The organism is Dactylosporangium sp. NPDC048998, assembly GCF_043197855.1.
In the GTDB taxonomy this organism is placed as follows: Bacteria; Actinomycetota; Actinomycetes; order Mycobacteriales; family Micromonosporaceae; genus Dactylosporangium.
Genome location: NZ_JBICTV010000007.1, coordinates 215,637 through 237,102, shown reverse-complemented (window position 1 = coordinate 237,102; position 21,466 = coordinate 215,637). Strand labels below are relative to the sequence as shown.

General features: G+C 71.9%; 20 protein-coding genes. 10 read left to right on the top strand and 10 right to left on the bottom strand.

The features are described 5' to 3' along the window. Positions 1–24 precede the first annotated feature (24 nt). Entirely contained in the window at positions 25–1,590 is a 1,566-nt protein-coding gene (locus ACGFI8_RS19890) for a putative Ig domain-containing protein (RefSeq protein ID WP_392806771.1), read from the top strand. 42 nt (positions 1,591–1,632) lie between these two features. On the opposite strand, the gene ACGFI8_RS19885 is transcribed toward ACGFI8_RS19890, so the two are convergent. From ACGFI8_RS19885 to ACGFI8_RS19840, 10 genes are all read right to left on the bottom strand, one after another. Beyond that, positions 1,633–2,643, bottom strand: a complete 1,011-nt coding sequence (locus ACGFI8_RS19885) for an ABC transporter permease (RefSeq protein WP_392806769.1) — start codon at positions 2,641–2,643, stop codon at positions 1,633–1,635. Beyond that, complete coding sequence (locus ACGFI8_RS19880; protein WP_392806767.1) at positions 2,640–4,112, bottom strand: sugar ABC transporter ATP-binding protein; 1,473 nt, start codon at positions 4,110–4,112, stop codon at positions 2,640–2,642. The genes ACGFI8_RS19885 and ACGFI8_RS19880 overlap by 4 nt, the downstream gene beginning before the upstream one ends. Positions 4,113–4,132: 20 nt before the next feature. Beyond that, positions 4,133–5,170, bottom strand: coding sequence for a sugar ABC transporter substrate-binding protein (locus ACGFI8_RS19875; protein WP_392806766.1), 1,038 nt, complete (start codon positions 5,168–5,170; stop codon positions 4,133–4,135). A gap of 9 nt (positions 5,171–5,179) precedes the next feature. Continuing rightward, positions 5,180–6,490, bottom strand: coding sequence for an L-fuconate dehydratase (locus tag ACGFI8_RS19870; RefSeq protein ID WP_392806764.1), 1,311 nt, complete (start codon positions 6,488–6,490; stop codon positions 5,180–5,182). A gap of 393 nt (positions 6,491–6,883) precedes the next feature. Continuing rightward, complete coding sequence (locus tag ACGFI8_RS19865; protein ID WP_392806762.1) at positions 6,884–9,931, bottom strand: carbohydrate-binding protein; 3,048 nt, start codon at positions 9,929–9,931, stop codon at positions 6,884–6,886. A 185-nt stretch (positions 9,932–10,116) separates the two neighbouring features. Next, positions 10,117–10,599, bottom strand: a complete 483-nt coding sequence (locus tag ACGFI8_RS19860; protein ID WP_392806761.1) for an SRPBCC family protein — start codon at positions 10,597–10,599, stop codon at positions 10,117–10,119. Continuing rightward, positions 10,596–10,913: an ArsR/SmtB family transcription factor gene (locus tag ACGFI8_RS19855; protein WP_392806759.1), complete on the bottom strand. Its 318-nt coding sequence runs from the start codon at positions 10,911–10,913 to the stop codon at positions 10,596–10,598. The genes ACGFI8_RS19860 and ACGFI8_RS19855 overlap by 4 nt, the downstream gene beginning before the upstream one ends. A 41-nt stretch (positions 10,914–10,954) precedes the next feature. Continuing rightward, positions 10,955–11,659, bottom strand: coding sequence for a response regulator (locus ACGFI8_RS19850; protein ID WP_392806757.1), 705 nt, complete (start codon positions 11,657–11,659; stop codon positions 10,955–10,957). Positions 11,660–11,744: 85 nt separating this feature from the next. Next, a complete protein-coding gene (locus ACGFI8_RS19845) occupies positions 11,745–12,857 on the bottom strand; it encodes a sensor histidine kinase (RefSeq protein WP_392806755.1) in 1,113 nt (370 codons plus the stop codon). A gap of 108 nt (positions 12,858–12,965) precedes the next feature. Then, complete coding sequence (locus tag ACGFI8_RS19840; RefSeq protein ID WP_392806754.1) at positions 12,966–13,949, bottom strand: hypothetical protein; 984 nt, start codon at positions 13,947–13,949, stop codon at positions 12,966–12,968. A gap of 171 nt (positions 13,950–14,120) precedes the next feature. On the opposite strand from ACGFI8_RS19840, the gene ACGFI8_RS19835 reads away from it, so the two are divergent. Genes ACGFI8_RS19835 through ptsP form a run of 9 tightly spaced genes read left to right on the top strand, consistent with a single transcriptional unit; the run spans position 14,121 to position 21,312 of the window. Further along, positions 14,121–14,699 carry a hypothetical protein gene (locus ACGFI8_RS19835; RefSeq protein WP_392806752.1) on the top strand — a complete coding sequence of 193 codons (579 nt, stop codon included), beginning with the start codon at positions 14,121–14,123 and terminating at the stop codon, positions 14,697–14,699. Between the two features lie 9 nt (positions 14,700–14,708). After that, complete coding sequence (locus ACGFI8_RS19830) at positions 14,709–15,470, top strand: DeoR/GlpR family DNA-binding transcription regulator (RefSeq protein WP_392806750.1); 762 nt, start codon at positions 14,709–14,711, stop codon at positions 15,468–15,470. 34 nt (positions 15,471–15,504) lie between these two features. Beyond that, positions 15,505–16,458 (top strand): 1-phosphofructokinase, encoded by a 954-nt coding sequence (gene pfkB, locus ACGFI8_RS19825; protein WP_392806748.1) that lies wholly within the window; start codon positions 15,505–15,507, stop codon positions 16,456–16,458. A 13-nt stretch (positions 16,459–16,471) separates the two neighbouring features. Beyond that, positions 16,472–17,611 carry a mannitol-specific PTS transporter subunit IIC gene (gene mtlA / locus ACGFI8_RS19820; protein WP_392806747.1) on the top strand — a complete coding sequence of 380 codons (1,140 nt, stop codon included), beginning with the start codon at positions 16,472–16,474 and terminating at the stop codon, positions 17,609–17,611. A gap of 3 nt (positions 17,612–17,614) precedes the next feature. Continuing rightward, on the top strand, positions 17,615–17,923 hold the full coding sequence (locus tag ACGFI8_RS19815) for a PTS lactose transporter subunit IIB (RefSeq protein ID WP_392806745.1): 309 nt from the start codon (positions 17,615–17,617) through the stop codon (positions 17,921–17,923). After that, on the top strand, positions 17,916–18,350 hold the full coding sequence (locus tag ACGFI8_RS19810; RefSeq protein WP_392806744.1) for a PTS sugar transporter subunit IIA: 435 nt from the start codon (positions 17,916–17,918) through the stop codon (positions 18,348–18,350). The genes ACGFI8_RS19815 and ACGFI8_RS19810 overlap by 8 nt, the downstream gene beginning before the upstream one ends. Next, the gene (locus ACGFI8_RS19805; RefSeq protein WP_392806742.1) at positions 18,347–19,387 is read left to right on the top strand and encodes a zinc-dependent dehydrogenase; all 1,041 of its coding nucleotides are present in this window, start codon (positions 18,347–18,349) and stop codon (positions 19,385–19,387) included. Before ACGFI8_RS19810 ends, ACGFI8_RS19805 begins: the two co-directional genes overlap by 4 nt. A gap of 10 nt (positions 19,388–19,397) precedes the next feature. Continuing rightward, the gene (locus ACGFI8_RS19800; RefSeq protein WP_392806741.1) at positions 19,398–19,676 is read left to right on the top strand and encodes an HPr family phosphocarrier protein; all 279 of its coding nucleotides are present in this window, start codon (positions 19,398–19,400) and stop codon (positions 19,674–19,676) included. Next, positions 19,669–21,312, top strand: a complete 1,644-nt coding sequence (gene ptsP / locus ACGFI8_RS19795) for a phosphoenolpyruvate--protein phosphotransferase (RefSeq protein WP_392806739.1) — start codon at positions 19,669–19,671, stop codon at positions 21,310–21,312. Before ACGFI8_RS19800 ends, ptsP begins: the two co-directional genes overlap by 8 nt. Positions 21,313–21,466: the final 154 nt, after the last annotated feature.

Genomic DNA, 21,466 nt, shown 5'->3' with positions numbered 1-21,466 from the left:
GTAGCCCCAACGAAGGGATCCCCCATGCGCAAAAGACGCACCCTCGCAGTCGGCGCGGCCATCCTCGCCGTCGCCGCGGGCGTCGTCGCCGGCCCGGCACCGGCCCAGGCGCTCTCGGTCACCGGCCTGACCGCGACGATCGCGCTGAACAACTGCTCGGGCAGCCTGGTCCGCTGGCCGTCCTCGGTCGACACCGACCGGGCGCTGATGCTCACCAACGGCCACTGCTACGAGAACGGCTTCATCAACGCCGGCCAGGTGCTGCAGAACCGCGCAAGCACCCGCTCCGGCACCCTGCTGGGCAACACCGGCAACGCGCTGGGCACGGTGCGCGCCGACACGCTGATCTACGGCACCATGACCAACACGGACGTCGCGCTCTACCAGCTCAACGAGACGTTCGCGTCGATCAAGTCGAAGTACAACACCACCGCGCTGACCGTCGCCGCCACCCGTCCGGCCGACGGCACCGCGATGACGATCCCGTCCAGCTACTGGAAGCAGGTCTGGACCTGCTCCGTCAACGGCTTCGTGCCCACCCTGCGCGAGGACCAGTGGACGTGGCACGACTCGATCCGGTACGACACCGGCTGCCAGACCACCCACGGCACGTCGGGCTCGCCGATCATCCGCTCGGCGGACAACCAGATCATCGGGATCAACAACACCGGTAACGACGACGGGGCCAGCTGCACGCTGAACAACCCGTGCGAGGTCGACGCCAACGGCAACGTGACCGTCCGCAAGGGACAGTCCTACGGCGAGCAGACGTACTGGTTCACGACCTGCCTCAACGCCTCGCGGGCGATCGACCTGACGGTCTCCGGCTGCCTGCTTACCAAGCCGGCCGGCCAGGGCAACACGGTCACGGTCACCAACCCGGGCGCGCAGACGGCGACGGTCGGCACGCCGAAGTCGCTGCAGATCACCGCGACCGACTCCGCGTCGGGCCAGACGCTCACCTACTCAGCCACCGGCCTTCCCGCCGGGCTGAGCATCAACGCGAGCACCGGCCTCATCTCCGGCACCCCCACCACGGCGCAGACCACCACGAGCACCGTGACCGCCACTGACACCACCGGCGCCAGCGGCAGCGCGACGTTCACCTGGACGGTCGGCGGCGGTGGCGGCTCGTGCAGCGGCCAGCTGCTGCTCAACCCGGGCTTCGAGTCGGGCGCGGCGAACTGGAGCGGCACCACCGGCACCATCGGCCAGTGGGCGTCGCAGGGCCAGGCCGCGCACGGCGGCACCTACAGCGCGTGGCTGCTCGGCTACGGCTCGACGCACACCGAGAGCATCTCGCAGGCGGTGACGATCCCGGCCGGCTGCAGCGCGACGCTGACCTTCTGGGTGCACATCGACTCCGCCGAGACGTCCACGACCACGGCGTACGACAAGCTGACCGTGACGGCCGGCTCGACGACCCTGGTGACGCTGTCGAACCTGAACAAGGCGAGCGGGTACGTGCAGAAGTCCTACAGCCTGAACGCGTTCGCCGGCCAGACGGTGACGCTGAAGTGGAACGGCACCGAGGACTCCCTGTACCAGACCTCGTTCGTCATCGACGACACCGCCGTCACGCTCGCCTGAGCCGGTGCGGGCGGGGCGCCCCGGACGCCCCGCCCGCATCCCTCAGTCCTGCGCCCTGCCGGTGGTGAGCCGGGCCAGCACCAGCGCCACGAGGATGATCAGGCCGTAGGCGAACTGGAACCACTGGGCCGACACGCCGGCCAGGGTCAGGATGTTGGTGACCAGGCCGAGGACCAGCACGCCGCAGAGGGCCCCGAACAGGGTGCCCTTGCCGCCGTTCATGCTGACGCCGCCGATGACCGCCGCAGCGAAGACCATGAAGATCATCTTGTCGCCCTGCGCGGCCGCGATCGAGCCGAGGCGGCCGGTCATGAGCAGGCCGGCGAGCGCGGCGAGCACCCCAGCGATCATGAAGACGGCGTACATCACCCGGTCGGTGCGGATGCCCCCGGCCCGCGCGGCGTCGGCGTTGCCACCGATGGCGTAGAGGGCGCGGCCGTGCCGGAACCAGCCGAGTACCGCGATGCCGGCGGCGAAGAGCACCGCGCACAGCCAGACCGAGACGGGCAGGCCGAGCCAGGCGGTGTTGCCGAGGTATGCCACCGACGGCGGCAGGTCGAACAGGCTCTGCCCGCCGGTGATGCCGATCTGCAGGCCCCGCAGCGTGATGAGCATGCCGAGCGTCACGATGAACGCCGACAGGCCGAAGCGCAGGATCAGCACCCCGTTGAGTGCCCCGGCGATCAGGCCGGTGAGCAGGCACAGCGGCACCGCCAGGGCGGTCGCCCACTCGGTGCCGATGCCGTGGCTGGTCGCTGGGATGACCAGGGCGACGCCGAGCGCCGGGGCGAGCCCGACGATCGACTCCAGCGACAGGTCGAACTTGCCGCCGATGAGGATCAGCGTCTCTGCGAGCACCACCAGCGACAGCTCGCTCTGCTGCTGCAGCACGTTGACGAGGTTGGTTCGGGTCAGGAACACCGGGTCGATGAGGGCGCCGACGATCAGCAGCACGATGATCGCCGGCACGAGCGCCAGGTCCCGCATCCGGGCCAGCCGCGGCACGGTGCGCCGCCGGACCGGGGTCTCACTCGCCTGGATGGTGGTGGTCATGCGGAGACTCCTTCGACGGCGGCGACCACGTCGGTGTCGCTCCAGCCTGGCTGTAGTTCGGCGGTGACCCGCCCGTGGAACATGACGAGCACCCGGTCGCAGTGGCGCAGGTCGTCGAGTTCGTCGGAGACCATGAGCACCCCGGTGCCGGCGTCGGCGGCGGCGCGCACCGCCCCGAGCAGCGACTCCTTGGAGCGCACGTCGACGCCCGCGGTCGGGTTGATGAGCACCAGCACCTTCGGCTCGCTGGACAGCGCCCGGGCGAGCACGACCTTCTGCGCGTTGCCGCCGGAGAGGCTGGAGACGGGCGCGTCGGGGCCCTCGGTCCGGATGTCGTACCGCCGGATGAACCCCTCCACGACCGCCCGCCGCCGCCCTGGCACGATGGCGCCGGCCGGGCCGAGCCGGTCGGCGATCGGCAGGGTGGCATTCTCGGCCACGGACAGCAGCGGGATGAGCCCCTGGCGGTGCCGATCCTGCGGCACCAGGCCGACGCCGGCCTTCAGCGCCGCCGGGACGCCCGGACGGACGGCGGCGCCGCCGACGCTCACGGTGCCGGCGGTCGCCCGGCGCAGCCCGCCGACGGTCTCGGCGAGCGACACCTTGCCGCTGCTGCCGGACCCGGTGACGCCGACGATCTCGCCGGCCTTCACCTCGAGGTCCAGTGGCTCGTAGGCGCCGTCCAGGGCCAGGCCGGACAGACGCAGGGCGGCCGGCGTGGACGCGGCCACCGGTGGCCGCGGCGCGACGTCGGTGAGCCCGGTCGCCTCGCCGGTCATCGCCGCCACCAGCTCGTCGTGCCCGATGTCGGCGACCGGGCGGGTCAGCACCCAGCGGGCGTCACGCAGCACGGTGACGGTGTCGCAGACGGCGAAGATCTCCTGCAGGTGGTGGGAGATGAACAGCATCGTCACCCCTGACTCCGACAGCGCCCGCAGCCGGGCGAACAGCCGCTCGATCGCCGGCCCGTCGAGGCGGGCGGTCGGCTCGTCGAGGATGATGAACCGCGCGCCCTGCGACAGGGCCCGGGCGATCTCGACCAGCTGCTGTTCCTCGACGCCGAGGTCACCGGCGAGCGCGCTGGGGTCGACGCCGACCGCGTACTCCTCCAGCAGCTCCCCGGCGCGCCGCCGCAGCTCCCGCCACCGGATCGGGCCGGCGCCGGCCTGCCGGTTGAGGAACAGGTTTTCCGCGACCGTCAGCGTCGGGATGATGGTGGAGCGCTGGAAGACGCAGGCCACCCGCCGCCGCCAGGCGCCGCGGTCGGCGACCGGCGGGGCCGGCTCGCCGCCGAAGCGGATCTCGCCGCCGTCGGGCCGGTGCAGCCCGGTCAGCAGCGAGACCAGCGTCGACTTGCCGGCGCCGTTGCGCCCGACGAGCGCGTGCGTCTCGCCGGGCGCGATGCGCAGGGTCACGTCCGACAGCGCCGTGGTGGCGCCGAAGTGTTTGCTCACCCCGACGGCCGCCACGGCACTTTCATCAAAGGACATCATTTACCGATCTGGTTTCCCCACAACGCCGTGTCGTCGACGTTGTCCTTGGTGACCAGCGGGGCGGGCAGCTGGTCCTCGAGCAACCCTTCGCGGACCTGCACGATCGTGCTGTCGTGGTCGGTCTTGCCGGGCTGGAAGGTCTTGCCGTCCACGGCGGCCTTGGCGTAGAACAGCGCGTACTTCGCGTACAGGTCCGCGGGCTGGGACACGGTCGCGTCGATCTCGCCCTTGCGGATCGCGTCGAACTCCTGCGGAATGCCGTCGTTGGAGACGATGAAGACGTGCTTCGGGTCGCTCGGCGGCACGATGAGATTCTTGGAGCGCAGCAGCTGCAGTGTCGGGGCCAGGAACACGCCGCCGGCCTGCATGTAGATGCCGTTGATGTCCGGGTGCTGGGCCAGGCGGGTCTGCAGCGCCGCCGACGCCTTCGCGCCCTCCCAGTCGGTGGGCTCGGCGAAGACCGTGATGCCGGGGAACTTCTGCTGCATGCACTCGGCGAAGGCCTCGGAGCGGTCCCGGCCGTTGACCGAGGACAGCGAGCCCTGGAACTCCACGACCTTGCCCTTGCCGCCGAGCTTCTCGCCGAGGAACTCGCACGCCTTCTGCCCGTACGCCCGGTTGTCGGCGCGCACCACCATGTAGACGTTGCCCTTGTCGGGCCGGGTGTCCACGGTGACCACGGGTATCTTCTTCTGCTCCAGGGTGGTGAGCGTGGTGGCGATCGCACCGGTGTCCTGCGGTGCCATCACGATCGCCTTCGCGCCCTGGCTCGTCAATGCCTGCGTGTTGGCCACGAGCTTGGCGATGTCGTTCTGCGAGTTGGTCGGCGTCATCAGGTTGATGCCGCTGTCCTTCGCGAACTGCGGGATGTACTTCGCGTAGGAGTTCCAGAAGTCGGAGTCGGCCCGCGGCAGGTCGACGGCGATGGGGGCGCCGGCACCGCCGGAGGCGGCGTCGCCCGGCTTGGCGGTGGAGTCACATGCCGCGAGGCTGACGACAAGCGCGGCGGCGACGAGGGGTGGCAGCAGTCTCATGACCATTCCTCAGGGGGTGTGGGAATTCCAGATGGGACCGTCAGGAAACGCGTAGCGGGCGCGGCTGTCGGCCCGCATGGTGGAGCTGAACCCGGGCGCGGTCGGCGCGAGGTAGCGGCCCTCGCGCAGCCGGACCGGGTCGATGAAGTGTTCGTGCAGATGATCTACGTACTCGATGACGCGGTTGTGCATGCTGCGAGACACCGCAACATAGTCGAACATCGACAGGTGCTGCACCAGCTCGCACAGGCCGACCCCGCCGGCGTGCGGGCACACCGGGACGCCGAACTTGGCCGCGAGCAGCAGGATCGCCACGTTCTCGTTCACCCCGGCGACGCGGGCGGCGTCGAGCTGGACGAACGAGACCGCCCGCAGCTGCAGCAGCTGCTTGAACACGATCCGGTTCTGCACGTGCTCGCCGGTGGCGACCGGAATCGGCGCGATGCGGCGGGCGATCTCGGCGTGGCCGACCACGTCGTCGGGCGAGGTGGGCTCCTCGACCCACCACGGGTGGTACGGGGCGAGGGCTTGCACCCACTCCACGGCCGTGCCGACGTCCCAGCGCTGGTTGGCGTCGACGGCGATGCGCACGTTCGGCCCGCAGACCTCGCGGGCGATGCGCATCCGGCGCAGGTCGTCGTCGAGGTCGGCGCCGACCTTGAGCTTGATCTGCGTGAAGCCGGCGTCGACGGCCTCGCGGCACAGCCGGGTGAGCTTGTCGTCGTCGTAGCCCAGCCAGCCCGGCGAGGTCGCGTACGCCGGGTAGCCGTCCGCGAGCACCGTGGCGATGCGCTCCTCGCGCCCCTCGGCGCCGGGGCGCAGGAGGTCCAGGGCCTCGGCGCGGGTGAGGGCGTCGGTGAGATACCGGAAGTCGACGAGGTCGACGAGCTCCTCCGGCGGCATCGAGGACAGCAGCTGCCACAGCGGCAGCCCGGCCCGCTTCGCCTTGAGGTCCCACAGGGCGTTGACCACGGCGGAGATCGCCATGTGCATGACGCCCTTCTCCGGCCCGAGCCAGCGCAGCTGGGAGTCGTGCACCAGCTCCCGCCAGAGGCCGCCGAGGTCGTCGAGGATCTCCTTGACCGGGCGTCCGACGAGATACGGGCGCAGCGCGTGGATGGCCGCCGTCTGCACCTCGTTGCCGCGCCCGATCGTGAAGGCGAACCCGTGCCCCTCGTGGCCGTCGACGGCGTCGGTGCGCAGCACGACGTACGCGGCGGAGTAGTCGGGGTCCGGATTCATCGCATCGGACCCGTCCAGCTGCCGGGACGTCGGGAACCGCACGTCGTAGGTGTCCAGCGCCACGAACCGGTTGGTCATCGGCCCCGCCCTCGGTTGATCCTCAGCGAATACATCCGATGTTTAGCAGGCGATGGATACCGATGGCAAGCCTTTCGTGGCGACGATCGGAAGTTCGGCCCGCTCTTGACGCGGGGAGACATCGGATGTTCACTATCGAGTCGAGGGTTGCCCATGGTTCGATGGGCGGAGCCACCGCCACAACCGCCGGGTGACGCCCTGTTGTCGTGACGCCGACGCGGCAACAGGGCCGCGGGGGGGGGGGGGGGGGGGCCCCGGCGGGGGGGGGGGGGGCCCCCCCCCCCCCCCCGGGGGGGGGGGGGGGGGGGGGGGGGGCGGGGGGGGGGCCGCCGGGGCGGGGGGGGGGGGGGGGGCCCCCCGCGCCCGCCACGTCTCATGCCCTCGACCCGGTCGTCAGGAGGCGATGAGGTCGAACTTCTCCCACGGCCCGATGGCGTCCCGGTTGGCGATCAGCGCCGCCGCGCCCGCGTTCTCCGCGGTCACGTACTTGCTGTTGACCGCCGCCTGGAGGCTGACGCTGCCGTCGGAGTTGCGGATCAGCTTGAACGTCTCCCACGAGCCGACCGCGGCGCGGTTGGCGATGAGCGGGTTGGCCCCGGCGTTGTCCGCGCACACGTACTGGCCGTTGACCCGGGCCTTGAGCGCCACGTTGCCCCCGCCGAGGTCGACGACGTCGAACGTCTCCCACGAGCCGACCGCCGTGGCCTTGGCGATCAGCGGGCTCGCCCCGGCGTTGTCGGCGCTGACGTACTTCGCGTTGACCTGCGCCCGCAGCGCCGAGCCGCCGGCAGGGCCGGTCGTCGCCACGCGCAGCGAGGAGATCGCGTCGTTGTTGCCGGTGTTGATGAGGTTCGGGTTGTCGGCCGTGAACGTCCACACCGTCCCGGCGAAGCCGCTGTCGGCGTAGGCGGTGACGGTGTAGCCAGCCGGCACCCGGATCGAGGAGATGCTGTCGTTGGCGATGCCGTTGGCCTGCATCTGCGGGAGGTCGTAGTTGCCGGGGCCGAGCGTCACCGCCGTGCCGCCGTAGTTGATGTCGGAGTAGAACGTCGGGCCGTTGCCGCCGCCGCTGCTTCCGCCGGGGGTGCCCAGCGTCGAGGCGGTGCCGGACAGCGACTTGACGCCGTTGTTCGCGGTGCCCGTCAGCGTCGTCTTGCCGTAGGAGCTCAGCGGCTTGGCGGTGCGCTCCACGACGTACACCGTGCCCGCGGCGGTGGCGAAGGTGACCTCGCCGGCCGTGGTGGTGGCCAGGACCGCGTTGTCGGAGGTCCGGCGGACCCGGATCTCCTGCGTGCCCCACGGGTTCACCACGCGCGCCTGCTTGCCGTAGAGGCTCTTGACGCCGACGTACTTGGTCTCGTTGCCCTCCCGTTCGGAGCTGACCAGGAACCCGTCCTTGGCCAGCAGCGTGAACTTGCCGGCGAAGTTGCTGTCGTTCGGCGCCGCCGGGAACACCCGGATCTTGTCGTTGTACGACTGCAGCAGCGCCTCGTTGGTCGCGGCGAGGTGCACGCCGAGGTACTCGAACACGCCGTTGGTGTTGTTGGTCATGCCGTTGGGGTAGTTCTGGTACCGCTGCAGCATGAGCTTCATGCCGGACAGTGCCTGGTCGCCCAGGCCCAGCCGGGCCGCCTGCACGGCGTCGTTGGCCCACACGTTGCTGTACGGGTTGGGCCGGGTGTTCCAGCTGTTGAGCGCGGTCTGGTAGTCGCTCGCCCCGATGCCGGTCAGGTCATAGGGCCAGATCAGCTCGGAGGTGACGTTCTCGCCGTTGCGCTGCTGCACCGTCGGCGGGTCGTAGGCCAGCCAAGCGCCGTTGCTCACCTTGTACGGCTCGATGTTGTCGAGCACCTGCTGCCAGCCGGCCCGCAGGTTCGCGTCCAGGCCCAGCTGGTTGCTCGCCGCGATGGTCAGCGGGAAGATCAGCCGGACCGCGGCCAGGTCGGTGATCGCGTTCTTCACGTCCCAGTACGTCTCGTGCGCGTTGGAGGTGGCCATGTAGTACCGGCCGGTGTTCGGGTCGCGGGACAGCTTGGCCTGGTAGAACTTCAGGACCTCGCGCATGAACGGATACGCGGTGTTCTGCAGGTACGCGGTGTCGTTGGTGTACCGGTACTGCAGGTACATGTTGTAGGCGGCCTCGGTGCCGGTGGTGTAGATGTCGTTGACGTAGTCGGAGTTGATGGTGCCGCGCGCGTTGCCGTCCCAGCCCATGGTCTCCGGCGTCCACATGCCGTCGATGCCGTACCGCGTCTGGGTGTATGCCTTCAGCGCGTTGAAGTTGCGGCTGTAGAGCTTGTTCTCGGTGGCGAACAGGTCGACGTGGTTGGACGCGAGCATCGAGTTGTAGACGTCGCGCTGGTTCCAGTACCAGTACCCGTTGCTCCACTTGGTGTTGTCCTGCGTCGCGCGGAACACGCCGTTGATGAAGTGGAACGGGTAGTTGCCGTAGCCGCCGGCGGCGATCATGTACGTCGCCAGGTAGTACACGTTCTCGAGGTAGTCACCCGTGCCCGCGGCGCCCGAGTACTGCACGAACGACTTGGCCCAGAAGTTGTGCCAGAAGTTCTTGTAGTTGCTCAGGTTGGTCGCGTAGCCGGTGTTCTTGGCGGCGGTCAGCTGGTTGCGCGCCTGAGCCACGGAGTCCTGCCCGGGCGAGTTGATCCGGCTCGCGGCGGTGTACCAGATCGTGTAGCTCGACGACGGCGTGATGTTCAGCCGCACCTGGGTGCCGTTGACCACCTGGGTGCTGAACGAGGCGCCCTCGACCGTGGCGGCGAAGGTGTAGCCGAAGCCGTTCGGGTCGGCGATGCCCCGGCTGAACCCGGCCACGCTGGCGTCGTTGAACGTGTTGACGGTCTTCCAGGTGGTCAGGTTCGGCACGTCGCCGCTGTTGGTCACCGAGTTCGGGTCCCACATGCTCAGGTTGAGCGTGGTCGTGCCGAGCCCGGTGCGCGAGTCGTCGACGTGGATGCCCATCACCTCCGAGCCCGGCACGCCGAGCACGGTCACGGTGCGGTTGTTGTCGTACTTCGTGGTCAGCGTCCCGTCGTAGAGCGACAGCCGCTGCTGGTAGCTGGTGTACCCGGTGTCCAGCCCCGGGCTGGTGTTGAGGTTGACCAGCCCGGCGGCGTAGGCGGACTGCTCCGACAGGTCCACGTTGGACACCTGCATGGTGAGGCCGTTCGCGTTCCACACCATGGCGCCCGTCTTGCCGTTGCCGACGGTCAGGCCGTACAGCGGGTTGGTCTGCGGGCTGTTGTAGACCACGTCGTGCTTGGACAGGTAGCCGGCGTAGTCCACGTCGAGCACGCCGGTGCTCTGGTTGAACGCGTGGTCGGTGGTCGAGGCGCTGGCGCTGCCGCCGTGCACGACGGCGGCGAGCGTGCCCAGCACGGCGGTGGCGGCCGCCAGCAGGGCTAGTCGGCGGGGCTTGCCCACGGTCCATCTCCTTCGGGGTGTCGTGCGGGACCGCCCGCGGCCCACGCCCGCCGATCGCGGGGCCACGGACGGTCGTCGCATTGGTGACATGAGTCAACATGGGACGATTGAGTTCGTCAATGCCCCTCATGCCCCCACCCGTCGCCGGTTATGTCGTAATTCATGCCCGGCAAAGATTGGATGACTCAATCCCCGAAGGCGGCACCGGTCTCCAGCAGCGACTTGAGGTCGCTGAGTATCCAGGCCCAGCCCCCGCCGGCGCCCATGTCCTCGAACTCGCCGGCCACGAGGCGGGCCAGGTTGGGCGCGCCGGTCAGCTCGTGCGTCACGGTGAGCGAGGTGACGCCGTCCTTGCCCTCCTTGAGCTCGTACGTCAGCTGGGTGAACCCCTCTGCGGCCGTGCCCGGGTCCATGAGCATGCGGAAGGTCTGGACCAGCCGCCGCGGCGGGTCGGCCTCGATGACCTCGCCGTCGACGCCGACCTCGGGTGCGCCCGCGGCGATCATCCCCGGGTTGGACAGCCCGCGCACCGCGCCGCCTGGGCGTAGGTCCAGCTCCGTGCGCCCGCGGTAGCCGTAGCGCTCGTTCCAGTCGGGAGACGTGATGGCCTCCCAGATCCGCTCGGGCGTGGCCTTGATGTACACCTTGTAGATCTGCGTACCGCTCATGAGTCCTCCAGTTCGTGTTTGAGCTCCAGCAGCGCCCCGGCGTTGTCGCTCGTGAACTTGTCGATCCACCGGTCGTGGATCTGCCGGATGGGCACCGGATTGAGGAAGTGCAGCTTCTCCCGGCCGTTGCGCCGGGTCACCACGAGGTTCGCCTCCTCGAGGACCCTGAGGTGCTTCATCACCCCGAACCGGGTCATCTCCAGCTCCGACTCGAGCTCGGTGAGCGTGCGGCCGTCACGCGCGAAGAGCAGGTCGAGCAGGAACCGCCGGGTCGGGTCGGCGAGGGCCCTGAAGACACGATCGTCGTCGTCCACACCCCGACGTTAGGTGACTCAAAGGTCACGTGTCAATCGGGTCACCTGTCGGGCGAGGTGAGCGCGCGGGCGGCCAGCGCGGCCTGCATGCGGCTCTGCAGGCCCAGCTTGGCCAGGATCCGGCTGACGTGGGTCTTGGTGGTCGCCTCGGCGATGCCGAGCCGGGCGGCGATCGCGGCGTTGGACAGCCCCTCGCCCAGGCACGCCAGGACGTCCCGCTCGCGCGCGGTGAGCAGCCCCACCGGCACCGGGCCGATCACGCCCAGTCTGGCTCGGTCGGCTTCGCGATGCCGACCCAGACCAGGCGCTCCGTGCCCCGCGGCCGGCCCCGCGAAGGCGGCCAGCACCCGCCGGGTCACCGCCGGGGCGACGATGCCGTCGCCGCGGGCGACCGTGCGGACCGCGGCGACGAGCTCGTCGGCGGAGGCGTCCTTGAGCAGAAACCCGGCCGCGCCCGCCCGCAGCGCGCCGAAGAGGTACTCGTCGAGGTCGAACGTGGTCAGCGCGAGCACCCCGCGGACCCCGCCGGCGACCAGCTCCCGGGTCGCCGCGATGCCGTCCACGCGGGGCATCCGCAGGTCCATGAGCACCACGTCGGGGCGCAGCCGCAGGCCGAGCTCGACCGCCGCGGCCCCGTCGGGCGCCTCGCCGACCACCTCGATGCCGGGCACCGAGCGCAGGATGAGCACCAGCCCCGCCCGTACGGCCGGCTGATCGTCCGCGACGAGCACCCGAACGGCGCTCACGCCGTCACCTCCGCTTCGCTCCGGCAGCGGCGTGAGGTGAACCTGCGTCTCTTGTGAGCGGCCACTCCGCTGCGCTGCGTACCGCTCACGGGCCGTCCCAGGGCAGGTGTGCGGCCACGACCCAGCGGTCGCCGTCCGGGCCGGCGGTCAGCGTGCCGCCGAGCAGTGCCGCCCGCTCGTGCATGCCGATGAGCCCGGCCCCGTCCCCGTTCGGCGTGTGCCGCGCGAGCCCGGAGCACACGCGGATGTCCACGGCGCCGGCCGTACACACGACCTGCGCGGTGACCGGGCCGCCGTCGCCGTGCTTGAGGGCGTTGGTCAGGGACTCCTGGACGATGCGGTACGCCGCCAGGTCCACGCTCACCGGCACGTCCCCGGTCGCGCCGCGCACCTCGAGCGAGACCGGCAGCCCGGCGCGCGCGACGAGGTCGTCCAGCGTGGCGAGCCCGCCCGGGGCGTGCTCGGGCAGCGCGGCCGGCTCGCGCAGAAACCCGATCATCCGCCGCATCTCGGCCAGGCCCTGCACGCTGTTCTCCCGGATCACCGTGAGCGCCTGCCGGGTGCCGTCCGGCCCCAGGTCGGCCGACAGTGCCGCGGTGGCGTGGATCGCCACGGCGCTGAGGTGGTTGGCGATCACGTCGTGCAGCTCGCGGGCCATGCCGGCCCGCTCGGCCGCGACCGCGTTGGCCCGGTCGGCCTCGGCGAGCCGGGCGACCTGCTCGGCGGAGCGGCGCGCGGCGGCGGCCTGGTCGCGGTGGTGCCGCACGTGGTTGCCGGTCAGCACCGGTACCACGGTCACCAGGGCGAGCAGCACGGCGATCCCGAGCGCCCGCACGTCGCGCACCACGACGAGACACGCGACGGCCGTGATCACGGACCCGATGACGGACGCGGCCAGCAGCGCCCGGGCGAGGGCCGCCCGCCCGTGCACGCAGGCGTCGTACAGCACCTGGGTGTACACCAGCGGCGTGGCGAGCGAGGGCCCGATCGCGATGTCGGCCGCCACCGCAGCGGTGCCGACCAGGACGGAGGTCAGCGGCGCGGTCCGGCGCAGCAGCAGCGCCCCGCAGCACACCGCGAGCGGCAGGAACAGCCACGCCGGCGCGACGCGGGCCTGATACTGCCCGGTTACGAACATCAGCGCGCCCGCGCCGAGCCCGCTGCCGGCGAGGACGAGGTCGACGGTGCGCCCTTTCACGCCCCGATTCCACCATCCGCGCGTACGCCGGGGAAATGCGACCAACGATGTACACCTACGACGATCCGCGTCGGGGCCGGCGCCGGTTGCCGTAGGGGCGATCGCCGGTCAGACGTCTCCCTGGCCCACCTCGCCGGGGAGCGAGTAGCCGCCGAAGGCGTAGAGCATCGTATTCGGGGTGGCGGCGGTCGCCTCGGCGCGGACGATGTGCTGGGGGCCGTCGAGAACCGTCACCGTGACGTCGCTGTAGAGCTGCGTATACGGCACACCGTTGGAGGCGTCGTTGGCGAAGGCGTGGCGCAGCGTCTCGGCGGTCTGGGTGGCGGTGGCGGCCGAGTCGTGCGCGGCGCACAGGACCACCCGCGGCTTCGCGTCGGGCGTGGCCGGGCGGCGGACGCCGGTCGCGGCCACCCCCAGGTAGATCTGCGGCCCGGAGACGTGCGGCATGAACCGGGCCTTCGCCGCCACGACGTCGCCCAGGCAGCCGGCTAATGCGGCGACCACCGGCCGGACGACGAGCGTCGGGCGGCCTGCCGCCGGCGCCGCGTCGGCCAGGTCGGCCGTCGTGCCGCCGACGAGGAGGTCGGCGCCGCTCTGGCGGGCCTGGCCCAGGGGGATCAGGCCGCCGTCGTTGTCCGTGTCGGGGCTCTTGGCGGTCAGCAGCGGCGCCAGGAACCGATCGCCGTCGGCGCGCCAGCCCAGCTGCCGCAGGGCCGCCGTCGCCGTGGTGGCGTCCTGGCCTCCGGCGAGCACGATCACCTGGCGCGGCTCCGGGCCCGCCGTGATGGCGTAGCTCGCGGCGTCGACCGGCAGGCCGGCCCGCTGCACCAGCAGCAGCGAGATGTTCCGCGCGCCGAGGTACCGGATGTCGGCCCAGCCCTCGCCCTGCATCGTCCCCAGGAAAGCGATGTCGGAGAACTCGAACCGAGTCCGGGTGGCGTCGGAGTCGGCGACGTGGGCGAGCGCGTCCAGCAGGAGCACGCCCGAGGCGGGCGCCGTGGTGGCCGCCGGGCCGGCGGCGGGGTCCGCCGTGCACCCGGCCATGAAGAGAGCCGCCAGCGTGATGGCGGATGCGGAGCGACGGCGGTGCATGGCCGGGAGCGTACATCCGGCGCGCGAGCCCCGATGCCCCGTTGCGCACCCAGGATCCGGCGAGGAAGTTCAGGATCGCGGTGGTCGACGCCGGGCGGTGCTACCAACGATGTACGCGAACCGTCGGCAGGGCCGAGGCGGCGGGCCCGCGACGCGGCGAGGCTCGGATGCATGTTGATCGGGATCGTCGGATGTGAAATCGCGTTCTGGGTGCTGCTCGCCGCCGGGCTGCTCGCCCGATACCCGCTTCGGCGGCCCCGGGCCGGCGCCGTGCTGCTCGCCGCGACCCCCGTGGTGGACCTCGTGCTGCTCGTCGTGGCCGGCGCCGACCTCGGCAACGGGGGAGCGGCGGGCCGTGCGCACGCCCTCGCCGCGGTGTACCTGGGCTTCTCCGTCGCCTTCGGGCCCTCGCTGGTGCGGTGGGCCGACGTGCGGTTCGCGCACCGGTTCGCCGGCGGGCCGCCGCCGCGGGTCGTGCCCAAGCGCGGGCCCGAACGGGTCAGGTACGAGTGGCGCGAGTGGGGCAAGGCGGCCCTCGCCGCCGCGATCGCGGTCGCGCTGCTGCAGGGCGGGCGGCTGTGGATCGACGACCCGCGGCGCACCGACGCGCTGCAGGGCATGACCGGCCTGGTCGGGCTCGTGGTCGGCGTGTGGCTGGTGGGCTGGCCGGTGTGGGTTTCTGTGGTTCAACTCTTGACTGCCCACACAATCGGGCGTAAACAAAGCAGAAGCAAAATGAAACGGCGGTGAAACCACATCATGTATGCCGAGGAGCGGCAGCAGGCCATCCTGCGGATCGCCCGGGACCAGGGGCGGGTCGAGGTAGCCGGGCTGGCCGACGAGCTCAACGTCACGTCGGAGACGATCCGCCGCGACCTCACCACGCTGGAGCGGGCCGGGGTCCTGCGCCGAGTGCACGGCGGGGCCATCCCGGTCGAGCGCATCGGGTTCGAGCCCGCCCTCGCCGCGCGCGACGCCGTGCTCGTGGAGGAGAAGGAGCGCATCGCCAAGCTCGCGCTCGCCGAGGTGCCCGAGGAGGGCGCCCTCATCCTCGACGCCGGCACCACCACGATCAAACTGGCGCACCTGCTGCCCACTGACCGGGAGCTGACCGTCGTGGTCAACTCCCCGGTGATCGCCACGATGCTCGGCACCCGCACCAACCTCAACGTGCTGCTGCTGGGCGGCCGGGTGCGCGGCAAGACCCTCGCCACCGTCGACGACTGGTCGCTGCGGCCCCTCGCGGACCTCTACGTCGACGTGGCGTTCCTCGGTACCAACGGCATCTCGGTCGAGCGCGGGCTGACCACGCCCGACCCGGCCGAGGCCGCGGTCAAGCGGGCGATGATCCGCGCGGCCCGGCGCACGGTACTGCTTGCCGACCACACCAAGCTCGGCAACGACTACCTGGCCCGCTTCGGCGAACTGACGGACCTGGACCTGTTCATCACCGACACCCGCGCCGACAACGACCTGGTCGGCGACATCGAGGGCGCCGGCGTACGGGTGGCCCGGGCATGAACCGCGTCGAAGCAGAGACCAGGGTGGTCCGGGCATGATCGTCACCGTCACGCTGAACCCCAGCCTGGACCGGGCGATGGACATCGGCCGGCTGGAACGCGGCGAGGTCATCCGGGCCAGGGAGGCCCACCTCGACCCGGGCGGCAAGGGCGTCAACGTGTCCCGGGCGCTGCTGGCCAACGGCGTGCCGTCGGTCGCGGTGCTGCCCTGCGGCGGCGACGAGGGCGGCCAGCTGGTGCGGCTGCTCAAGGCCGAGGGTGTCGAGGTCCTCGCGGTGCCGATCTCCGGCCGGACCCGCTCCAACATCACCCTGGCCGAGCCGGACGGCACCGTCACCAAGGTGAACGAGCCCGGGCCGGCGCTGGTCCGGGCCGAGTTCGACGAGATCACCGGCCGCGTGCTGGGCCGGGCCGGCAACGCCGACTGGGTGGTGCTGTGCGGGAGCGTCCCGCCCGGGCTGCCCGCCGATGCCTACGCCCAGCTGTGCCGGCGCCTGCGGGAGGCCGGCATCCCGGTCGCCGTGGACACCAGCGGCCCGGCGCTGCGCGAGGCGGCGCTGGCCGGCGCGACGCTGCTCAAGCCCAACCGCGACGAGCTCGCCGAGGTCGTCGGCGCGCCGCTGGCCGACCTCGGCGACGTGGTCGCCGCGGCGCAGCGGCTGCGCGACTGGGGCGCCGGCGCTGTCCTGGCCAGCCTCGGCGCCGACGGCGCCGTCCTCGTCGACCACGAGGGCGTCGTCACCGGCACCTGCCCGGTCGCCCGGCCGCGCAGCACCGTCGGCGCCGGCGACGCGCTGCTGGCCGGATTCCTGGCCGCCGGCGCCCGCGGCGCCGCGGCCCTGGCGGAGGGCCTCGCCTGGGGCGCCGCCGCGGTGAGCCTGCCCGGCAGTCGCATGCCGGGCCCGTCCGACCTGATCCGCCACAACGTCACCATCCACCCCCAGCCGGACGAGCTCCGCCCATTGCTCCGCTCCGGTCCGCCCTCCTGAAGGAGACACCCCCGTGACGACCTACACACCTGAGGTCACCGGCTCGGGCTTCCGAGCCTCCGTGCAACGCGTCGGCGGCTACCTCGCGTCGATGGTCATGCCGAACATCGGCGCGTTCATCGCCTGGGGTCTCATCACCGCGCTGTTCATCCCGACCGGCTGGCTGCCCAACGAGCACATCGCGCAGCTGGTCGGCCCGATGATCAAGATCCTGCTGCCGCTGCTCATCGGCTACACCGGCGGCCGGCTGGTGCACGGCCAGCGCGGCGCAGTGGTCGGCGCGGTCGCCACGATGGGCATCGTGATCGGCGCCGACGTGCCGATGTTCCTCGGTGCGATGCTCATCGGCCCGCTGACCGCGTACATCCTCAAGCTGTGGGACGGCCTCATCGAGAACCGCATCCGCCCCGGCTTCGAGATGCTCGTCGACAACTTCAGCGCCGGCATCATCGGCGGCGCGATGGCGATCGGCGGCCTCTACGGCATCGGCCCCGTGGTGCAGTGGCTCACCAGGCAGGCCGGCCACGGCGTGGACTGGCTCGTCGGGCACGACGTGCTGCCGCTGACCTCGATCGTGGTCGAGCCGGCCAAGGTGCTGTTCCTCAACAACGCGATCAACCACGGCGTGCTCGGGCCGCTGGGCGTCGCCGAGGCGGCCGAGAAGGGCAAGTCGGTCCTGTTCATGATCGAGTCGAACCCCGGCCCGGGCCTCGGCCTGCTGCTCGCGTTCTTCCTGTTCGGCCCCCGCTCGCTGCGCCCCAGCGTCCCGGCCGCGATCATCGTGCAGTTCCTCGGCGGCATCCACGAGATCTACTTCCCGTACGTGCTCATGAAGCCGAAGCTGATCCTCGCCATGATCTGCGGTGGCGCCGCCGGCGTCGGCACGTTCATGATCACCGGTGCCGGCCTGGTCGCCACCCCGTCGCCGGGCAGCATCTTCGCCTACATGGCGGTCACCCCGAAGGGCGGCTACTTCGGCGTGCTCCTCGGCATCGTCATCGCCGCCGCGGTCACCTTCGCCGTCGCATCGGTCCTGCTCGGGTTCGGCCGCGGGGAGCCCGCCGAGGAGGCGATCGGCCCGGACGAGGAGACGGTCGTCAATCCCGAAGAGGCCGCGAACGTGGCGGCCAAGCTCAGCCGCCAGGAGGCGTGAGACATGCCCAGCATCAGCGGTACCGCCATCAAGAAGGTCGTCGTGGCCTGCGACGCCGGCATGGGCAGCAGCGTCATGCTGGCCAGCCAGCTCAAGCGGCAACTGGCCAAGAACGCGGTGACCGTGGAGCACACGCCGGTCAACTCGATCCCGGCCGACGCCGACGTCGTGCTGTGCCACAAGGGCCTCGCCGCCCGGGCGCGAGTCAGCGCCCCCGACAAGGTCATCATCCCGTTCCAGGTGTTCATCGGCGACCCCGCGGTCACCAAGGTCGTCAACGCCGTGCAGCGCGGCGGTGAACTCAGTGGGTGACCTGCTCGCCCGCGACGCGATCCGGCTCGAGGAGCGGGCCGGATCGCGCGACGAGGCGATCCGCCGCTGCGGCGCCGTGCTCGTCGAGGTAGGCGCCGTCGGTCCGGCGTACGTCGAGGCGATGCTCGAGCGCGAGCGCAGCGTCTCCACCTACATCGGCGAGGGCGTGGCCATCCCGCACGGCACGCTGCACAGCAAGGAGACCGTGCTGCGCGACGCGCTCGCCGTGCTGCGCTTCCCCGACGGCATCGACTGGGACGGGCAGGACGTGCGGGTCTGCGTGGCGATCGCCGCCGCCGGCGACGGGCACGTGGACATCCTGGCCCAGCTCGCCGAGATCCTGATGGACCCCGACCAGGCCGCCCGGCTGCGCGACGCGACCGATCCCGCGGACGTGCTCGACCTGCTAGTGATGGAGAAGTCGTGAAGGTAGTACGGTTCCATGCCCCCGGCGATGTGCGCATCGAGGAGGCCGACGAGCCCACGCCCGGGCCTGCCGACGTGAAGATCCGGGTCCGGGCGTGCTCGACGTGCGGTACCGACGTGAAGATCTTGAACTTCGGACACCACCACATCGTCCCGCCGCGGGTGATGGGGCACGAGATCGCCGGCGAGGTCGTCGAGGTCGGCGCCGACGTGACCGGATGGGCGCCCGGCGACCGGGTCCAGGTGATCGCCGCGATCCCGTGCGGGCGGTGCGCCGAGTGCCGCCGCGGCCGGATGACCGTGTGCCCCAACCAGGTGTCGATGGGGTACCACTTCGACGGCGGCTTCGCCGAGTACATGGTCGTGCCGCACAACGTGCTCGACGTCGACGGCCTCAACCGCATCCCCGACGGCCTGAGCTTCGCCGAGGCCTCCGTCGCCGAGCCGCTCGCCTGCGTGCTCAACGGGCAGAACCTCGCCGCGGTGGGCGAGGGCGACGACGTGGTCGTGATGGGCTCCGGCCCGATCGGCTGCCTGCACGTACGCCTGGCCCGGGCCCGCGGCGCCGCCCGCGTGTTCCTGGTCGACCTCAACCGCGAGCGCCTCGACCTGGCCGCAAACCTCGTGCGGCCGGACGCGGCCATCTGCGGGTCGGAGACCGACGTGGTCGACGCCGTCCTCAAGCTCACCGAGGGGCGCGGCGCCGACGTCGTCATCACCGCCGCCGCGGCCGGCGCCGCCCAGGAGCAGGCGGTGCAGATGGCCGCCCGGCAGGGCAGGATCAGCTTCTTCGGCGGCCTGCCCAAGGACAAGCCGGTCATCGCGCTGGACTCCAACCTGGTGCACTACCGGGAGCTGACCATCGTCGGGGCCAACGGCTCCAGCCCGCAGCACAACAAGGACGCGCTGCGGCTCATCGCCGACGGCGCCGTGCCCGTCGCCGACCTCATCACCCACCGGCTGCCGCTGGACCGCGCGCTCGACGCCTTCGGCATCGTCGCCCGCGGCGAGGCGATCAAGGTCACCGTCGAACCCTAGGAGGTCAGTCGTGCCCGAAAGGACCGTCGTCGTCGGCTCGGCCAGCGGCCTGCACGCCCGCCCCGCCGCCCTGTTCGTCGCCGCCGCGGCGAAGCAGGCCGTGTCGGTGACGATCCGCACGGAAACCTCGAAGAAGCCGGTGCCGGCCCGTAGCATGCTTGGGGTGCTGTCCCTCGGCGCCAAGCGGGGCACGCCGGTGACCCTCGAGGCCTCCGGCGACGGGGCCGACGCGGCGCTCGACGTGCTCGCCGAGCTGCTCGCCCGCGACCTGGACGCCCCCGATGCGTGAGCTGCGCGGGATCGGCGTGAGCCCGGGCCGCGCCGCGGGCCCGGTGCTGCACCTGGCGCCGCCGCCGTCGCTGCCGTCGCCGCCCGCGGTGGTCGACGCCGAGGCGGAGAAGGATTCGGTACGCCGGGCGGTCGCCCTCGTCGCCGCGGAGCTCACCCGCCGCGCCGACGCCGCCGCGGAGGACACGGTCGCCGAGGTGCTCCGCGCGCAGGTGCTCATGGCCACCGACGAGACCCTCACCGACGCCGCCGACGCGGCGATCGAGGCGGGCTCGGCGGCGCCGCACGCCCTCGCCGCGGTCCTGGCCGAGCACCGGGCCGCGTTCGAGGCGGCCGGCGGGTATCTCGCCGAGCGGGTCAGCGACCTCGACGACCTGCGCGACCGCCTGGTCGCGGCCTGCCTGGGCCTGCCGATGCCGGGCGTGCCGTCGCCCGGCCACCCGTTCGTCCTCGTCGCGCGGGACCTGGCGCCCGCGGACACGGCCGGTCTGGACCCGTCGGTCGTGCTCGGCCTGGTCACCGCCGAGGGCGGGCCGACGAGCCACACGGCGATCCTGGCCCGGACGCTGGGCATCCCGGCGGTCGTGCGCTGCATCGGCATCTCGGACGTCGCCGACGCGGTGGTCGTGGCGCTCGACGGCGGGACCGGCACGGTGTCGGTCGGGGTGCCGGACGACGAGGCGGTGTCGGTCAACGCGGCCGCCGCGCGGCTGCGGACGAGGCAGGCGGCGTCGCAGGGCCCGGGCCGTACCGCCGACGGCCACCCGGTCGCGCTGCTGGCCAACATCGGCGGCGTCCGCGACCTGACCGGCGACGTCGAGGGCGTCGGGCTGTTCCGCACCGAGCTGCTGTACCTCGACCGGACCGACCCGCCCGGCGAGCAGGAGCAGGTCGAGGCGTACGCGGCGGTCTTCTCGGCCCTGCCCGGCCGCAAGGTCGTCGTGCGCACGCTCGACGCCGGCGCCGACAAGCCGCTGCCGTTCCTGCGCCTGGCCGGCGAGCCCAACCCGGCGCTGGGCGTGCGCGGCCTGCGCGTGGCCCGGCGCGCGCCGCAGGTGCTGAGCACGCAGCTGTCCGCGATCGCCACGGCGGCCGCCGCCACCGAGGCCGACGTGTGGGTGATGGCACCGATGGTCGCCACGCCCGCCGAGGCCGCCGAGTTCGCCGCCGCCTGCCGCGCGCACGGCCTGCCCACGGCCGGCGTGATGATCGAGGTCCCGGCGGCCGCCCTGCGCGCCCCGGCGATCCTGCGTGACGTGGACTTCCTGAGCCTCGGGACCAACGACCTCAGCCAGTACACCTTCGCCGCCGACCGCATGTGCGGCGACCTCGCGGAGCTGCTCGACCCGTGGCAGCCGGCCCTCATCGCGCTCATCGCCGCGTGCGCCACGGCCGGCGCCGAGGCCGGCAAGCCGGTCGGCGTGTGCGGCGAGTCGGCGGCCGACCCGGACTTCGCCCTGGTCCTGACCGGCCTGGGCATCTCGAGCCTGTCGATGGCGCCGCGCAGCATCCCGGCGGTGCGGGAGGCCCTGGCGGCGCACACCCTGCAGGAGTGCCGCCAGATCGCGAAGGCCGCGCTGGCCGCCGACACCCCGCAGGCCGCCCGCGCCGCCGCCGGGCGCGGCGCCACCGGCTGAGCAACGAAAAACCGTTTGACCGCCTGGATACGCTGATCCTCCGTACCTCGTGAGGTTCGAGGGGGCCACCGCCCTCTCGACCTCAGGAGTCACGATGCGCCGGGCGCCCGCCCTGTCCTTCCTGCTCGTCACCGTCTTCGTCGACATGCTCGGC

What these genes read in the sequence shown, in the direction of transcription:
- ACGFI8_RS19830 (WP_392806750.1), top strand. Translation starts at nt 14,709, where the DNA reads ATGTATGCCGAGGAGCGGCAGCAGGCCATCCTGCGGATCGCCCGGGAC.
- pfkB (WP_392806748.1), top strand. Translation starts at nt 15,505, where the DNA reads ATGATCGTCACCGTCACGCTGAACCCCAGCCTGGACCGGGCGATGGAC.
- ptsP (WP_392806739.1), top strand. Translation starts at nt 19,669, where the DNA reads ATGCGTGAGCTGCGCGGGATCGGCGTGAGCCCGGGCCGCGCCGCGGGC.
- ACGFI8_RS19875 (WP_392806766.1), bottom strand. Translation starts at nt 5,170, where the DNA reads ATGAGACTGCTGCCACCCCTCGTCGCCGCCGCGCTTGTCGTCAGCCTC.
- ACGFI8_RS19870 (WP_392806764.1), bottom strand. Translation starts at nt 6,490, where the DNA reads ATGACCAACCGGTTCGTGGCGCTGGACACCTACGACGTGCGGTTCCCG.
- ACGFI8_RS19885 (WP_392806769.1), bottom strand. Translation starts at nt 2,643, where the DNA reads ATGACCACCACCATCCAGGCGAGTGAGACCCCGGTCCGGCGGCGCACC.
- ACGFI8_RS19835 (WP_392806752.1), top strand. Translation starts at nt 14,121, where the DNA reads ATGTTGATCGGGATCGTCGGATGTGAAATCGCGTTCTGGGTGCTGCTC.
- ACGFI8_RS19890 (WP_392806771.1), top strand. Translation starts at nt 25, where the DNA reads ATGCGCAAAAGACGCACCCTCGCAGTCGGCGCGGCCATCCTCGCCGTC.
- ACGFI8_RS19840 (WP_392806754.1), bottom strand. Translation starts at nt 13,949, where the DNA reads ATGCACCGCCGTCGCTCCGCATCCGCCATCACGCTGGCGGCTCTCTTC.
- ACGFI8_RS19860 (WP_392806761.1), bottom strand. Translation starts at nt 10,599, where the DNA reads ATGAGCGGTACGCAGATCTACAAGGTGTACATCAAGGCCACGCCCGAG.
- ACGFI8_RS19815 (WP_392806745.1), top strand. Translation starts at nt 17,615, where the DNA reads ATGCCCAGCATCAGCGGTACCGCCATCAAGAAGGTCGTCGTGGCCTGC.